This is a genomic window from Vibrio splendidus (assembly GCF_002873455.1).
Taxonomy (GTDB): Bacteria; Pseudomonadota; Gammaproteobacteria; order Enterobacterales; family Vibrionaceae; genus Vibrio; species Vibrio splendidus_J.
The window spans coordinates 253,144-268,460 of record NZ_MCUN01000004.1 but is presented as its reverse complement, the minus strand read 5'-3'; the positions used below and the strand labels follow the sequence as shown (position 1 = coordinate 268,460).

The 15,317-nt window shown below is 43.1% G+C and carries 15 protein-coding genes; 3 read left to right on the top strand and 12 right to left on the bottom strand.

What is annotated here, in order from left to right; genetic code table 11:
* Positions 1-14 precede the first annotated feature (14 nt).
* On the bottom strand, positions 15-1,577 hold the full coding sequence (gene murJ / locus BCU75_RS02815) for a murein biosynthesis integral membrane protein MurJ (protein ID WP_102472885.1): 1,563 nt from the start codon (positions 1,575-1,577) through the stop codon (positions 15-17).
* A 251-nt stretch (positions 1,578-1,828) separates the two neighbouring features.
* On the opposite strand from murJ, the gene rpsT reads away from it, so the two are divergent.
* Positions 1,829-2,089 carry a 30S ribosomal protein S20 gene (gene rpsT, locus BCU75_RS02810; RefSeq protein WP_012603273.1) on the top strand — a complete coding sequence of 87 codons (261 nt, stop codon included), beginning with the start codon at positions 1,829-1,831 and terminating at the stop codon, positions 2,087-2,089.
* 369 nt (positions 2,090-2,458) lie between these two features.
* On the opposite strand, the gene BCU75_RS02805 is transcribed toward rpsT, so the two are convergent.
* Together BCU75_RS02805 and nhaR are read right to left on the bottom strand one after the other, a co-directional pair.
* Positions 2,459-2,752, bottom strand: a complete 294-nt coding sequence (locus tag BCU75_RS02805) for an ArsR/SmtB family transcription factor (RefSeq protein WP_004735028.1) — start codon at positions 2,750-2,752, stop codon at positions 2,459-2,461.
* A 100-nt stretch (positions 2,753-2,852) separates the two neighbouring features.
* Entirely contained in the window at positions 2,853-3,743 is an 891-nt protein-coding gene (nhaR, locus tag BCU75_RS02800; protein WP_076673827.1) for a transcriptional activator NhaR, read from the bottom strand.
* Positions 3,744-4,132: 389 nt separating this feature from the next.
* Here nhaR and BCU75_RS02795 point away from each other — a divergent pair, with 389 nt between their 5' ends.
* On the top strand, positions 4,133-5,278 hold the full coding sequence (locus tag BCU75_RS02795) for a Na/Pi symporter (protein ID WP_004735026.1): 1,146 nt from the start codon (positions 4,133-4,135) through the stop codon (positions 5,276-5,278).
* A 361-nt stretch (positions 5,279-5,639) separates the two neighbouring features.
* On the opposite strand, the gene BCU75_RS02790 is transcribed toward BCU75_RS02795, so the two are convergent.
* From BCU75_RS02790 to rppH, 5 genes are read right to left on the bottom strand one after another with little or no spacing between them, the layout of a single operon-like run.
* Positions 5,640-6,491 carry a thymidylate synthase gene (locus BCU75_RS02790; RefSeq protein WP_102472864.1) on the bottom strand — a complete coding sequence of 284 codons (852 nt, stop codon included), beginning with the start codon at positions 6,489-6,491 and terminating at the stop codon, positions 5,640-5,642.
* 9 nt (positions 6,492-6,500) lie between these two features.
* Positions 6,501-7,322, bottom strand: coding sequence for a prolipoprotein diacylglyceryl transferase (lgt, locus tag BCU75_RS02785; RefSeq protein ID WP_017106781.1), 822 nt, complete (start codon positions 7,320-7,322; stop codon positions 6,501-6,503).
* Positions 7,323-7,380: 58 nt separating this feature from the next.
* Positions 7,381-8,172: a sulfite exporter TauE/SafE family protein gene (locus BCU75_RS02780; protein WP_076673834.1), complete on the bottom strand. Its 792-nt coding sequence runs from the start codon at positions 8,170-8,172 to the stop codon at positions 7,381-7,383.
* Between the two features lie 8 nt (positions 8,173-8,180).
* Positions 8,181-10,430, bottom strand: coding sequence for a phosphoenolpyruvate--protein phosphotransferase (gene ptsP, locus BCU75_RS02775; protein ID WP_076673836.1), 2,250 nt, complete (start codon positions 10,428-10,430; stop codon positions 8,181-8,183).
* Positions 10,431-10,432: 2 nt separating this feature from the next.
* Positions 10,433-10,951 (bottom strand): RNA pyrophosphohydrolase, encoded by a 519-nt coding sequence (gene rppH / locus BCU75_RS02770; protein WP_009848435.1) that lies wholly within the window; start codon positions 10,949-10,951, stop codon positions 10,433-10,435.
* Between the two features lie 616 nt (positions 10,952-11,567).
* Here rppH and mutH point away from each other — a divergent pair.
* Complete coding sequence (gene mutH, locus BCU75_RS02765) at positions 11,568-12,233, top strand: DNA mismatch repair endonuclease MutH (RefSeq protein WP_277868896.1); 666 nt, start codon at positions 11,568-11,570, stop codon at positions 12,231-12,233.
* 105 nt (positions 12,234-12,338) lie between these two features.
* On the opposite strand, the gene BCU75_RS02760 is transcribed toward mutH, so the two are convergent.
* The 4 genes from BCU75_RS02760 to vpsR form a co-directional block, all read right to left on the bottom strand.
* On the bottom strand, positions 12,339-12,650 hold the full coding sequence (locus BCU75_RS02760; protein ID WP_004735016.1) for a DUF6482 family protein: 312 nt from the start codon (positions 12,648-12,650) through the stop codon (positions 12,339-12,341).
* Positions 12,651-12,863: 213 nt separating this feature from the next.
* Positions 12,864-13,115: a hypothetical protein gene (locus BCU75_RS02755; RefSeq protein ID WP_004735015.1), complete on the bottom strand. Its 252-nt coding sequence runs from the start codon at positions 13,113-13,115 to the stop codon at positions 12,864-12,866.
* 109 nt (positions 13,116-13,224) lie between these two features.
* Positions 13,225-13,347, bottom strand: a complete 123-nt coding sequence (locus BCU75_RS24655) for a hypothetical protein (RefSeq protein ID WP_277868895.1) — start codon at positions 13,345-13,347, stop codon at positions 13,225-13,227.
* Positions 13,348-13,719: 372 nt separating this feature from the next.
* Positions 13,720-15,054, bottom strand: a complete 1,335-nt coding sequence (vpsR, locus tag BCU75_RS02745) for a cyclic-di-GMP-binding transcriptional regulator VpsR (protein WP_076673840.1) — start codon at positions 15,052-15,054, stop codon at positions 13,720-13,722.
* Positions 15,055-15,317 lie beyond the last annotated feature (263 nt).

The window sequence follows — 15,317 nt, the reverse complement described above, 5'->3', positions numbered from 1 at the left end:
TATACTAATCAGTATTAATCTGTCGCTGCTTTTAAATGTTTTACTCGGATACCTAAAATCAGTACCGAAACAATATAAACAAAGCCACCAAGTCCAATCAAGCCTGTTAATGTCAGCGCTCTCTGGCTAAAGCTCCATTCAAGCCAATGTTGCATATTATCCAACTGCCATAAAATCGCCGCAACCATCACTACGCCTGAGGTAATCAATTTGGCACTGAACAACAAGGTTGTCTTAGATAATTGATACACACCAGCAAGATGTAATCCACGATATAACAAGGCCATATTCACAAAGGCAGACAATGCCGTCGCTATCGCCAAACCAACATAGCCATAGAAATACGCAAAAATCGCGTTGAACACCATGTTGGTGACCATGGCGATAATGCCGTACTTCACAGGGGTTTTAGTATCTTGGCGAGAGTAATAGCCCGGAGCTAGCACTTTAATCAACATGAAGTTAAGCAAACCCGATGCGTAAGCAACCAATGACATTGATGCCTGCTGTACATCATGTGGCGAAAACTCACCACGCATGAAGAGCACCATCAGCATCGGCTTAGCTAAAACTATCAGGCCTAACATCGCAGGAATACCAAGCAGCAACACCATACGTACACCCCAGTCCATGGTGTGCGCAAACCCTTCACCTTGAGCTTCAACGTGTTTACGAGACAAAGCAGGAAGAATGACAGTCGCAATCGCAATACCGAATAGACCTAGTGGGAATTCAAGCAGTCGATCTGAATAATACAACCAACTGATCGAGCCGGTTGCTAAGAAGCTGGCAATAAAGGTATCAAACAATAAATTGATTTGGCTGACCGACACGCCGAAAAGAGCAGGGATCATTAGCGTGCGGATCTTTACAACGCCCGGATCTCTCCAGCCCCACTTCGGCTTAACCAGAACACCCGCTTTTATCAAGAAAGGTATTTGGAAAAGGAATTGGACTAAACCACCAAGAAACACACCGATTGCCAAGCCAATTTCCGGTTGCTCTAGATTAGGAGAGATAAACCATGCGGCGCCGATGATCATTACGTTCAAGAACACAGGTGTAAAAGAGGAGACGGCAAACTTACCTAATGTGTTAAGAATGGCACCAGATAAAGCAACAAAGGTAATAAACCATAAATAAGGAAAGGTAATCTTGAGCATAAAGCTCGCCAGCTCAAATTTAGGGGCTGCTGGGCCGTCATTCAACCAGTCGATAAACCAACCTGCACCAAACATCGCAGTGATCGCACCCGAGCCCAAGACTCCGATAACAGTGACTATAGACACTAAAACCCCGAGCGTACCCGACACTTTAGCAATTAAATCTCGTGTCTTATCTTTATCACCTGCGGCGTGATATTCTGTTAATACAGGAACAAACGCTTGAGAAAACGCACCTTCTGCAAAAAGTCGACGTAAGAAATTAGGAATTTTATTAGCGAAGAAAAATACGTCGGCACTCGCTCCTGCTCCCATCAAATTTGCTACTACTACATCACGTACTAGCCCCAACACACGGGAAACAAAAGTCATTGCACTGACAATCAGGCCTGACTTTAATAGTCGTTTACTCACAGAAACCTCTGACACTGGTTGATTACTTTCAAGCAAGGATAAATACTATCCTATCCTTAGAAGCATAATTATTAGCATTGGTCTAAAAATGCTGTTAGAATCCCCGCCATCTTAACCGCGATGACCTTTCCATACCAAAATTTGTTTTGGTTGAGATTGGTTTTTGCACAAATCATTTGACAATTAAGCGCCTATGAGGGATAGTCCTCGCCCTTAAATTGTCACCGAACTAAGTTTTTGGGAGTTAGACCTTGGCAAACAGTAAATCTGCTAAGAAGCGCGCTATCCAAGCTGAGAAACGTCGCCAGCACAATGCTAGCCGTCGTTCTATGATGCGCACTTACATGAAAAAAACTATTGCAGCTATTGAAGCTGGCAATAAAGAAGCTGCAACTGCTGCTCTTGTAGAAGTTACACCTCTTCTAGACCGTATGGCGACTAAAGGCCTTATTCATAAGAATAAAGCTGCACGTCATAAGTCTCGTTTCGCTGCTGCAATCAAAGCTCTTTAATAGAAATTTGATTACAACGCAAAACGAAAAAAACCGGCCTCGGCCGGTTTTTTTATATCTAAATTTTGAGTAACACTGTGATTTGTCTTACTGAACGTTATTTTTCTTGCCTAAAGGCATGTAGCTTGTAGCTTGCTGACAGGTACTTGCTTCCCAAAAGGCATTTAGCTAACTGACAGGTATATCGCTTATTAAAAGGTATATCGCTTATCGATAAACAGCTAAGCAGATAAAAACAAACAACTAGAAAATAGACAGACAAGAAGGTAGGTAGGTAAATAGATATGCAGTAACATTCGATATGAAATACTGACACTTCCTTGTGTCGTTCTATCACTGATAAGAAATCCCCCTCCCACCAGCAACAAGCTACTTGCAGTAAATACCATGCAGTAGGTTAATCATCGCTTTTACTTCTTCACTGCTCAATGTGTAATACACAGTTTGAGCTTCTTTGCGAGTTTCGACCAAACCATCTCTTCTCAACCAAGCAAGATGTTGAGATAAAGCAGACTGACTCAGTTCCAACTTGCCACACAACTCCCCAACTGACAGCTCAGTACCATGTAATAGGCACAAAATCTGTAAGCGACGCTCGTTGGCCATAGCTTTGAGTAGAATCACAGCTTGCGCTGAGTTCTTCTCCATCTCTTTTAAGTTCATAGTTTGGCTCCCTACAACCTTTACACCAACTACGGGCTATTAGTATTTCCGGCATATGGTGGAGTTATGATAATCGATATCAATTCATTAACAAACCGCCTCACTCGAACAATTTGCTAAAATCTGCGTCACATACGTTTTTAACTGCTGGATGTTGGATCATCCTCTCAGCAAATATGACGTAGTACTCCTCTTTTAATTCTTCAATACCACCCAATAACTGCAGTGATGAATCCTCTTCAACTTCAGACATATAAAGCGTAGGCGCTAAGAAGATAGCGTCATCGTGATAACGAGCAAAAGCCTTCATCAATGCCGCATCATCAAACTCCCCTAAAATATCGGGTTTAAGTCCTTGTCTATCAAACCATTGCAGCACTTTACGCCCCATTGAGGTACGACTGCCTGGAATTAATAGCTTTCTTTGTTCTAATACCGCTGGGAAGTTAACACCTTCAACCTTACCTGAGCTAAAAAAGCTCATCCCACTCTCACCCAACTTCTTACTAAACAGGCCAGGGCTTTGACTCGAATCCACCGGACAATCAGATAAGATCATATCAAGCTTATGTTGAGAAAGTTGCTCAAGTAGCATTTCATGGGTCGATTCAAAGCAGCGTAAATGAATACTGTTATCAGGGGGAATGGTCGACATCAGTATCTTGCTAACAAGCCTTTTAGACAGCGCATCTGCAACACCAACATCAAACAGAATATTGGAGTGCTGGCTGTAATTCACGATATCTAGCATCTCGTAACTTAAGCCAAACATACGGTCGGAATATTTAAAGACCAGCTGTCCAAGCTCTGTAGGCTCAACACTGCGACCATTGCGCTTGGTTAACTTGCCATCCATACGTTCTTCTAACGCTTTGATCTGGCCTGTTACCGTTTGTGGCGTTAAAAACAGAGCTTCTGCAGCTTTAGTAACAGAGCCTTGCTTGCAAACCATCCAGAAGTAATAAAGGTGGTTATAGTTGAGGTGCGACATAGATATGCTGTAGTAAAAGAGTAGGTACCCTTTTATATCAAATATGACACCCCCACTCAACAAACTCGGAAAAACCTAACCTAATTGAGAGTTATCACTTATTTTCACGAAGTGTCTGATTTCATAATGTAATAATTCAGCAATTATTTTCAATTTTTTTCTAACTTTTAAGATCTATATCACCCATCAAAAAACCGAACAAAACCAAACAAAAACAATGATTTAAAACAACGCCATTTCAGTGATAAATATTTAAAGAGCAAATCATCACAAAAAAGTCTTACCTAAACCAAAATGTAATATTACTGAAATATTTGTTCTCTAACATCACGCTCAGATTAAACAAACAGACCAAACACAGACTTAAACGGTCCAATGGAGAAAACATTATGAACCAAGCTACTACTGCAGCAGCGCCTATTTCGAGCACTACTCGTTGGCTACGCTGGGCTAACTTGGCATTCATGCTTTACCTACTATTACTTTCAGTTTCAATGGTTGGTACAGGCTTCAAATGGGCAACAGGCGAGCAAGCAAAGGTTCTTTTCGAATTTGCTTCACACCCAGTTGCAGGCTTAATGATTGGTTTAGTGGCAACAGCACTGATTCAATCATCAAGTACAGTTACTTCAATTATCGTTGGCCTTGTGGCAGGTGGTTTACCTGTTGAGCTAGCAATCCCTATGATCATGGGTGCGAACATTGGTACTACAGTAACCAATACGCTAGTTAGCCTTGGTCATGTTCGTTGTAAAGATGAATTCAAACGTGCATTCGCAAGTGCGACAATTCACGACTTCTTTAACTTATTAGCCGTAGCAATCTTCCTACCACTAGAGATGGCGTTTGGTATCCTAGAAAAGATTTCTCACTGGTTAGTATCACCGATGCTAGCAACAGGTGATATGAGCATGGGTGGTCTTAACTTCATCAAGCCAATCACTAAGCCTGTAGTCAGTGCGATTAAAGAGCCACTATCAACGTTTGGCGACACTGTAGGCGGTATCATGCTTATCGTTCTTGGTATCGCAACAATCTTCGTAGCTATCACGGTAATGGGTAAGCTGATGAAGAGCCTAATGGTTGGTCGTGCTCGTGAGATTCTAAAGAACGCAATCGGTCGTGGTCCTATTCACGGTATCGCTTCTGGCTCTATCGTTACTATCCTTGTTCAGTCTTCTTCTACGACAACAAGCTTGATGGTTCCACTAGTAGGTTCAGGTGTTCTTAAAGTACGTGACGTTTACCCGTTCACTCTAGGTGCAAACATCGGTACGTGTATTACCGCTCTATTGGCAGCGACAGCAGTATCTGGTGAGTTCGCAGTATTTGCACTGCAGATTGCTCTAGTACACTTGGTGTTCAACATTATGGCAACGGTATTCATCTTTGGTATTCCGTTCCTACGTGAACTACCAGTAAAAGCCGCTGATATTATTTCTGACATGGCTGTGAAGAATAAATCTGTAGTGGCTGGTTACCTTATTGCGGTATTCCTTGTACTGCCTGGCACCGTGTTAGCACTGACGGCTTAGTCGCTAAATAATTAGATAGCTTAACCGCTAACAAGACACATCGCTTATAGCAAAGCCCGCAACCTCCTAGGTTGCGGGCTTTTTCTTTTATGAGCAGATGAGGGAAGCAAAAAGCAGATACGGGATGCGAGTGAACGAGTAACGAAAAGCCCGTTTTACTCGCATCTATATATCCCCGTCATTCCCTACAGCGAGGCACGAGCATGATAGGGAATCTCACAAACACACCACGAAAGAGATTCCCTGCTCCCTCCTTCGTCAGTCTAGGGAATGACGACACCTCATGCTCTGCGTGATCTACAGATACAAAAAAGACTGCACAGAGGCAGCCTTTCAATCAAACAAAGCAGATTAGATTAGATTAAACCGAGAATGGGTACTTAATCGCTTCGTGACATTCGTAACCTTCAACCCAGAAGTCATCCATCGTTACCCACGTTTCTAAATCCTCTAGAGACTTAATTTCAGGGTTGATATGGAATGTAGGGCCAGCTAGAGGCTCACGCTTCAACTGAACATCGCGCATTGGTGCAAGTTGATCTTCATAGATATGAGCGTTAACAAGCTTGTGATAAGCCACGCCCGCTTTCTTGCCCGTGATTTGCGCCATGATTGCTAGGAATACATACACTTGAACCATGTTGAAGTTCAGACCTAATGGAACATCACAAGAGCGCTGGGTGCTGTTTAGGTACAGAGTGTCACCAAGTAGAGAGAAATGGTGACTGTACATGCACGGACGCAAACAACCCATATGGAACTCACCTGGGTTATAGAAGTTTAAGATCTCACCACGGTCATCAATGCCGTTTGCTAGATCATCAACAATCTTCTTCAGTTGGTCGATATGACCACCATCAGGTTTTGCCCATGCTCGCCCCTGAACACCGTAAACACGGCCCATGTCATCTTCACCCTTGCGATAAGGATTATTCAGCCATGCTTCATTCAAGTTAGAGTTCGCATCCCAAGTTTTAGTCCCTAGCTTACGAAAATCTTCCGCATTGTCGTAACCACGGATATAACCAAGCAGCTCAGCAACTGCGGCTTTCCAAAAACTTTTACGTGTTGTTACCAGTGGGAATTGGTTATTACCAACATCATATTCAAGGTCAGCATTGATTACGGTTAGGCAGCGCTTGCCTGTGCGTTCATTTTCAATCCAAGTACCGTCATCAACGATACGCTGACAGAGATCTAAATACTGTTTCACACCAATTCCTTACTTCGTTTGTTGTGGTAATTCATCTTTGTAGTGACCGCGCTTGTATGCCCAAACCATCATCAGCGCACCGACAATAACCATTGGCAGTGATAGGATTTGTCCCATCGAGATAAACCCACCGAACAATCCAAGTTGAGCATCAGGTTCACGTACGTATTCAACTAGGAAGCGGAATGTACCATATCCTGCTAGGAATAACCCTGATACAGAACCTAGAGGACGCGGCTTTTTAATGAACCAGTTCAAGATGAAGAACAGCACAATACCTTCAAGCGCCATTTCATAAAGCTGAGATGGGTGACGAGGAAGTGGACCACCATTCGGGAACACGATCGCCCATGGCACATCAGTCACACGGCCCCATAGCTCGCTGTTCATGAAGTTACCCATACGCCCCATACCTAAACCAAATGGCACCAATGGTGCAATCATGTCTGCGACACCAAAGAAGGTTCGACCGTTCTTTTTGGCGTACCAAAACATAGCAGTGATAACACCAAGCAAACCACCGTGGAAAGACATACCGCCAGTCCAAACCTTAAAGAGGTAGAGAGGATCTGCGAGGAATAGGTCAAAGTTGTAGAAAATTACGTAGCCAATACGGCCACCAAGCACCACACCTAGAAAGCCAGCAAACAGTAAATCTGACACTTGCTCTCGAGTCCAACCGCTACCAGGTTGATCAGCTCGGCGATTTGCTAACCAAAGCGCGAACATAAAACCAACAAGGTACATTAGGCCGTACCAGCGAACTGAGATTGGTCCTAGTTCAATAAGAACAGGATCGATATTTGGGAATTCGATAAAACCCTGAGACATACTTGGCTCTCTATCTAAAATTGAATAACGGTTAACTCAACAGCTAACGAAAAAGACACTACAGCAGCATAGTAGCTGCTATAAACATTAAAAATACCGCAAAGAATTTCTTCAGTACGGGAGTTGGCAATTGAGTAGCCAGTTTAGCGCCAACTCGCGTGGTCAAAACTGAGGTACAAGATATCGCGATCAAAGCAGGTAGATAAACATAACCTAAGCTATACGCAGGAAGATCATCGACAGAAGATCCGTGCCAAATGAAGCCTAGCATTCCCGAAATCGCGATAACACAACCACACACCGAAGATGAGCCAACCGCTTTACGCATTTCCACACCGTGATGGTTAAGGAAAGGCACCGATAAAGAACCACCACCAATACCAGCTAAGCTTGATACCAAACCAATACCGCCACCACACAACATAGTCTTAGCTGAACCCGGCATCGACTTTTGACTCTTGGAGCGAATCGACAACAGCATCTGCAACGCCAATACCAATACAATCACACCAAAGACTTTTGGCAGATATTGAGCTGGAATAACGTCGGCGACAAAAGAACCTAGGAAACCGCCAATCACCACTCCTGGCATCAACCATTTAACGACAAAAAGCTCTACATTACCCAATTTCAAATGGTTAATCGCAGAGGATCCTGAGGTAATAATGATGGTTGATAGCGACGTAGCCAGTGCCATTTGCATCGCAAACTCTTGAGGAATACCCGCTTTAGGAAGCAAAAATAGCAAGGCAGGAACCACCAGCAAACCACCGCCAATGCCTAGCAAGCCAGCTAAAACACCAACAATAGCACCAAGGCCTGCTAACAAGCCTATCAGTTCATATGACACGTTAAATCCTATTTTTTACCTGCTCGAATGAAGCCTGTAAATTCACGCTCTTCGAAATAGTTCAGCATCATACTATAGATGTCACTACCATATGGTTTTGAAAGCGCTCTATTTGCCAAATCCTGTAATTCGCTCAAGTTAGATTGGCGAATCAAATATTTGGTTCTAGCGACATTCGAGGTATTCATACTTAGCGTCTGATATCCCAACCCAATAAGTAACAATGCGCCCATCGGATCACCGGCTAGCTCACCACAAATACACACAGGCAATTGATATTGCTTACAAGTATCATGAATTTGTTTTAATGCCATGATCACCGCAGGGTGCATTGATTCATAGACATCAGATACTCGTGAATTGTTCCGATCAACCGCCAATAAATATTGAGTTAAGTCGTTGGTTCCGACTGAAACAAAGTCGACCTTATCAGCAATCAGCGGCAGTATGTAAAGCATTGATGGCACTTCAATCATGATGCCAACGCGAGGCATACGCACTCGGTTATCAAGCTCATGAACTTCGTCATACGCTTGTTCAATAAGTTGTAGCGCGTCATCCAGTTCTTGCGCACCAGAGATCATCGGTAGCAAAATACTCAAATTATGGCTTTCACAACTCGCACGTAGCATGGCACGTAACTGAATAATAAAGATGTCAGGATGATCGAGCGTAAAACGAATACCACGCCAGCCAAGGAATGGATTGTCCTCTTCGATAGGGAAATAAGGTAACGCCTTATCGCCACCGATATCGAGTGTACGCATCACCACTTGCTTCTCAGGGTAACTTGCGAGTACAGAACGGTATTGCTTGAATTGTTCGTCCTCTGACGGAAACCTCTGCTGCAACAAGAAAGAAATTTCGGTTCGATACAGCCCTACTCCATCAACACCTTGATTGATAGCGATATTGGTATCGGCACTCAAACCCGCATTAAGCAGGATCTCGACTTGTTGGTTGTCTTGCGTTTTTGCCGGTAAGTATAATTCTCGATTGACCATAGAGGAGAGCTCGCTCTCTTCTAGAATCAGCCCTTGATATTCTTTGAGCAGGTTTTGAGTCGGCTCAATAAAGATCTCGCCACTATACCCGTCAACAATCGCTTGCTTACCATTAGCTTGAGCAAGATTGAGGTTAACCCCCATAACGGAAGGAATACCCAAAGCTCGAGATAAAATCGCGGCATGTGAGTTCGCCGCCCCTTCTAAAGAAATAACAGCTAATAGCTTTTCTTTGGGAATAGAGGCTAATACCGAAGCCGTTAACTCTCGAACCACCAAAATAATTGGCTTATCTAGCGTACGAAGTTCATGTTCAGAGTTGTGAAGGAAATAGAGCAGCCTTTGACCAAGCTCTCGAATGTCTTGTGCCCTCTCCCGAAGGTACACGTCTGACATACGAGCAAAGCGATTCGAGTAGCTCTCAACAACCTGCCTTAATGCCCAATCGGCTTTATCGCCTTTCTGGATTTGGCTCTTAAGATCCTTACGCAACATGGGATCGTTGAGTAAGTGAGTAAACAGGTCAAAGATCGCCAACGCATCTTTATTGATTTCACTGTCCAAGCGCTTGCGCATTCGCTTAAAGTCATTAAGAGCATTTTCAACGGCGACTGCCAGCATTTCATGCTCTCTTTCAACATTAAGCGTCGATGCTGGATAAACATCGGTGAGTTCAGGCTGAGTGTTGTCCCACCATAAATCACCAATCGCAACGCCCGATGAAGCTGCAATACCTTTAATCTTAGGTAGCTTCTGTTGGTCTAAAAGCCAATGGCCTTGAGTTTGAGCGTGCGCCACAATAACCGCAAGTTGTGCTGAGAGTGTGACAAGGAAGGATTCTTCCATCTCACTGAATAAACGAGGGGACTTCTGTTGAATGACCAATACGCCAAGCACTTGCTTGCGATGGATAATCGGAGTGCCGAGAAAAGAGTGATAAACCTTTTCTCCAAGCTCTGGAAAAAACTTATAAGCAGGGTGAGCAGACGCTTGTGCAAGGTTGATAGGTTCAGCACTTCTTTTAACAAGGCCAACCAGACCTTCGTCAAAACCAATGTGAATGCTATTGCCTTTGAAGATCAGGCCTTGAGTTGCCATCAACTCAAGGCGCTGCATATCATTATTTGCTAAATACACGGTGCAACATTCCGTCTGCATCGCACTGCATGTCTCTTTAACCAAAATATCAAGAGCCGTCGACACATCTTCAACTCTTGATACGTGTTCAACTATTTCCCTTAGTTGACTGAGCATGCTTAACCTCTACGCAATTTGCGTTTTCCTTTTGTTTTTCGCTCTTTAAACGGCATTGCTAAAGATGCGAATTCTTTCATCGCTCGACGGTAAACATCTCGCTTGAAAGAAACAACTTGTCGAACTGGGTACCAGTAACTCACCCAACGCCAACCATCAAACTCAGGTGTACTTCCACGCTGCATATTGATATGCGATTCATCGCAATCTAAGCGTAAAAGGAACCACTTCTGTTTTTGTCCAATACAGACAGGTTTAGAATCCCACCGAACCAGTCGTTTGGGCAGCTTATAGCGTAACCAATGACGACTTGTCGCGACGATCTTTACATCCTTTTTAGTAAGGCCAACCTCTTCATACAACTCGCGGTACATTGCCTGTTCCGGAGTTTCACCTTCATCTATTCCCCCTTGAGGGAATTGCCATGAATGTTGCCCGTATCGTTTAGCCCAGAAGACCTGACCATGGTTGTTACAGATTACAATACCAACATTTAATCGGTAACCATCGCCATCTATCACTGGCCAACCTCTATCTAAATTTTTAATTACACTGATTTTTCCACATATCCCCAATCGGAGCAAACTTAGTGACGTGACAAGCGCTATATTTATGAATATTAACTAAGAATATGGATAAGTTTTGCTCAAATTCTAGTTACCCACACAAGAGTGAGACATAGACCACATTTATTCACCTTTTCTGTGAATAACTATGTGAAGAATTACCCGCAATCGTTTTTTTTAATCCATACATTCATCAACACCGAAAGTAACCTTCTCGCCATAAATAACAAAAAACACATAAAATCAGAAAGTTAAAAACAAAATCGTAAAATAAATAATCTTAGAAAACCAAAAGATCTTTTCAAAATCAAACATGGTTAAAGATCAACCACTCCGCTGCTTATCCACACTGGTGGGTCAAAGATTCATTTTGAACCCCATTTGGCAAGCATTTTATCCACCACAAACCCCTGTTTATTTATACACTAAATTAATATTTCAATTAATTACCTTTATGTCCTGTGGATAACCCTGAGTTTGATCCCTTCCCTAACAAGGAGATCATTTCTTAACCAGTCGTCATATGGTGATAACTTCTGGTAAAATCATTTTTTTGATCATGCCTTCTATTATGAAACCAGAACCACAAACACAACAAGAGTTGTTAGACAGGGCGTATGCTATCGCCGGAATGACCTTTAAAGAGCTCGCTGATGAAGCCGAGATGGTGATGCCAAACGACCTCAAGCGCGATAAAGGCTGGGTTGGACAGCTATTGGAATGGCACTTGGGTGCGCCCGCTGGCAGTAAACCAGAACAAGATTTTACCAAACTCGGTATCGAGCTTAAAAGCATCCCGATTAGCTACTCTGGAAAGCCACTCGAAACCACCTTTGTTTGTGTCGCGCCATTGATGGGCGTGCAAGGCATAACTTGGGAAACCAGTCACGTTCGAAACAAGCTGTCTAAAGTGTTGTGGATCCCTGTCGAGGGGGAGAGAGAGATCCCGCTAGCAGAGAGGCATGTAGGATCCCCTTTGTTATGGGCACCTAGCCAAGCTGAAGACGAACTCCTGAAAAGAGATTGGGAAGAGCTGATGGAGTTGATCGTGTTAGGGGATGTTGAACAGATAACAGCAAGACACGGCGAAGCACTACATTTGCGACCAAAAGCGGCTAACAGTCGCGTATTAACAGAAGCTTACGGTGCAAGTGGAAAACCTATCAAGACAAAGCCTCGTGGTTTCTATCTACGGACTCAATTCACCCATAAATTGCTGACAACCCATTACGCGTAGAGCTTTTTACTTAGCATAACTAAACCAAACTATCAGTGCGTTACAGACAATCGGTGCGTTACAAACAATCTGCAACTAGAATCAATCTCTAACTACAAAGGTTCTCTAGTGAGGTTTGAGCGCCAACTCAATATCACAGTAGCTTTGACTTGGCTCATTACCAAACTCATCATACGCGTTGTGTAAGCGAAGATACGCCTTTTCGAAACCGAGTCGGAGTAATTCTTCTTTCACTTGATCCAAAGATCCAAAGTGAAGCGGTTCTCCGTCCTGCTTAACGGGTTCCAGCTTGTGTTTATATTCCACTGCTAATAGATATTCCGAGATATCGGAACAGCCAATAACGTACACCTTAGGTGTTTGATAAGAGTCTTTGTGCTCTCCATGTAACCACATGTCTAATTGATGCTTTTGCATAGCCAGTCTCCCTTGCTCTATAAAGCGTAGTAGAACTCTTTTTCTTTACTAGATAACGACTTAAAAAAGCACAAATAACGGCTTAAAAAGCCAAAAAGAGAAGCAAGTGCTTCTCTTTTTTGGCCAGTTCTAGTTCAAAAGCTTGCACTTCTGACGCCATAACTATCGCTGATATTCATCTTAAGGGGTGAAAGGCGCTATCACCCCACAAGATTACGTCGGTATTCGCGCGCTTAAGACTCGACGAAGGTGACGAACTCGACGTTCAATCGTAACCACTTCAGGTTCAGAAAAACCAATTGGTCGACCATCGGCTTCAAGGCCAATATCTCTCAATAAGTGAGTATTGTTCCATGGTAGATCGTATGAACTACGACGAACTTTTCGTTGCCATTCACGTTCTTCACGACGAAGGTCTGCACGGATAAGGACTGTTGCTAGTTTTAAATATACTGAGTGACGCATAATAACTCTCCAGTTGTGGAATAAACTGAGGAAAAATAGCGTTCTAGATAGTATGAGGGCTTCTCACTTAGCTGCTATTTTTCCGCAGCCAAATAAGGGTACGGATCTATTAGTTAGGTTTATCTTGGGTGTTTCGATCGGCCATGGCTGATGTTTGTGGCATAGAAGCCACCATGTCAGTACACGGATCAAACGACGCGCAAATATGCTGTATAAAATCGAAATGTTTCATTTGCGCCTCCAAACTAACTAAAAAATCCAAAAAGAAATGAGATAATAAAAGCAAATAAGTCTTTGTCAAACCACTGCTTTCACGGTTAAAGTCTAACCAAGTGAGTATATTATTCAACCGATAATTGGTTAACAATTTCAAAACAAATAATTCACCTGAAATATCAGTTGCATATTACTTTATATATAACATATTCACTATGATTATATAAAATCACAGAACATCTATCTTAAAGACCAAGCGTTCAATAGATCAATCTGCCAGCCAATCAACAATCAACTAGAAGTTGTAACGATGGATAACAAAAAAGCCACGCATGATGCGTGGCTCTTAGATTGACACTAACCGAATAGAATCAATGAATAGAGATCTCTAAACAACACCTTCAGAAATCAGGCTATGTTTATTCAACAATCGGTACATGGTTGCACGCGAAACTCCAAGCTCCTTAGCAGCCAACGATACTTGACCGCCATAAGACTCTAGAACAATCAGCAACGCGTCTCGCTCTGAACGCTCACGGATACTTTTGAGGCTGCGGCGCTCATCATTCTGCTTTGGTAAATCAAGTTGTTGATCCTCAATGATCACAGCATCCGACATCAGCACGACACGCTTAATTTGATTCATCAGCTCACGCACATTACCAGGCCAGTGATAACGATTCATCGAGCGGATAGCATCGTCTGAAAAGCTCTTCGCTTGAGCATTAAACTCTTTTGAATACTCACGCAGAAAATGATTAGCCAGTACTGAAATATCACTCACTCGCTCTTTCAAGCTCGGAACGTGAATACGTAGAACATTGATGTAATGATAAAGCTCTTCATTGAAATCACCCTCGATCAATGCCTTTTCGATATCAGAAGAGTTCGCGGCCAGAATACGCACATCGACAGGTTTAGGACCATCCGCAGTTTCAATTTTACCTTCTTGTAAGAAACGCAGCAGGTTCAGCTGCTGATTACGTGGCATCGCCAATACATCATTGAGTAAGATAGTTCCACCATCGGCTTCTTCCAACATACAAGGTGCTGTTACTGGCTGTGCTGAGATACCAAAGACCTCGGCTTCTATTCGCATCTCAGACAAGGCGCGGCAATTCACTGTTAGAAACGGTTTCTGCGCTCGCGACGAATTTTGATGAATTGAGCGTGCAACAGTCTCTTTGCCTGATCCACTCTCTCCGTAAATCAGGATACTGACGTCTGTCGGCCCAATGCGCTTTACTTGGTCTCTCAAGCGCTTTACAGCAACAGAGTCGCCAAGCAAGCCCATATTGTTGTTAATACCGTAGTTTGGCCATACTTTCTGCTCAAGCTTGAGCATACCCAGTTGGTGACCAATGGTACTCAATAACTGGGCATCTGGGATTGGCGCCGTAAAAAAGTCGATACAGAAGTTCACGATAAATTGGCAAATGGTATCAGAGCTCAATTGTGACTCACGAATAAAAGCGAGCCATCTTACTTGCTTGTTGTTGCTCACGAGGTTAGCGATACCGTTAAGGCTAAACTCATCATGACTAAGATCCACAATGCCAATGCATGGGCCAATGTCAGCAATCAAGGCATCGGCTTTTCGTAAATCTGCACACTGGGTACATTGCCACCCCACTTGCTCTAACACTGATAACCAGGGTTCGTACGCACCACCAACGACGATAAGAGAACCTGGTAAGGAATCCATCTTAAATTGAGTTCCCATCCTTCTTCCTTATTCTATTTTTATTTAAATCAGGCCAATACGAGTCACTGCTTCATCGTTCGACAAAATGCCACGAGATCGTATTCAGCGCAGGACGTATAGTAGTGAGACTATCTTAGATTTTATGTCTCAATAGTAAGACTATGTCAGAAATAATAGTTTTTCGAATCAAGAGTGCGGTATAGGCAAGGTTTTGGATACTTATAAACAGAAAAAGCCACCCGAAGGTGGCTTTTAAATTGAATCGGCTGTTACGGCCTGTC

Coding starts and splice junctions, on each gene's coding strand:
- BCU75_RS02805 (WP_004735028.1), bottom strand. CDS start 2,752: ATGAACTTAAAAGAGATGGAGAAGAACTCAGCGCAAGCTGTGATTCTA.
- nhaR (WP_076673827.1), bottom strand. CDS start 3,743: ATGTCGCACCTCAACTATAACCACCTTTATTACTTCTGGATGGTTTGC.
- BCU75_RS02795 (WP_004735026.1), top strand. CDS start 4,133: ATGAACCAAGCTACTACTGCAGCAGCGCCTATTTCGAGCACTACTCGT.
- lgt (WP_017106781.1), bottom strand. CDS start 7,322: ATGTCTCAGGGTTTTATCGAATTCCCAAATATCGATCCTGTTCTTATT.
- ptsP (WP_076673836.1), bottom strand. CDS start 10,430: ATGCTCAGTCAACTAAGGGAAATAGTTGAACACGTATCAAGAGTTGAA.
- mutH (WP_277868896.1), top strand. CDS start 11,568: ATGAAACCAGAACCACAAACACAACAAGAGTTGTTAGACAGGGCGTAT.
- BCU75_RS02760 (WP_004735016.1), bottom strand. CDS start 12,650: ATGCAAAAGCATCAATTAGACATGTGGTTACATGGAGAGCACAAAGAC.
- BCU75_RS02755 (WP_004735015.1), bottom strand. CDS start 13,115: ATGCGTCACTCAGTATATTTAAAACTAGCAACAGTCCTTATCCGTGCA.
- BCU75_RS24655 (WP_277868895.1), bottom strand. CDS start 13,347: ATGAAACATTTCGATTTTATACAGCATATTTGCGCGTCGTTTGATCCG.
- vpsR (WP_076673840.1), bottom strand. CDS start 15,054: ATGGGAACTCAATTTAAGATGGATTCCTTACCAGGTTCTCTTATCGTC.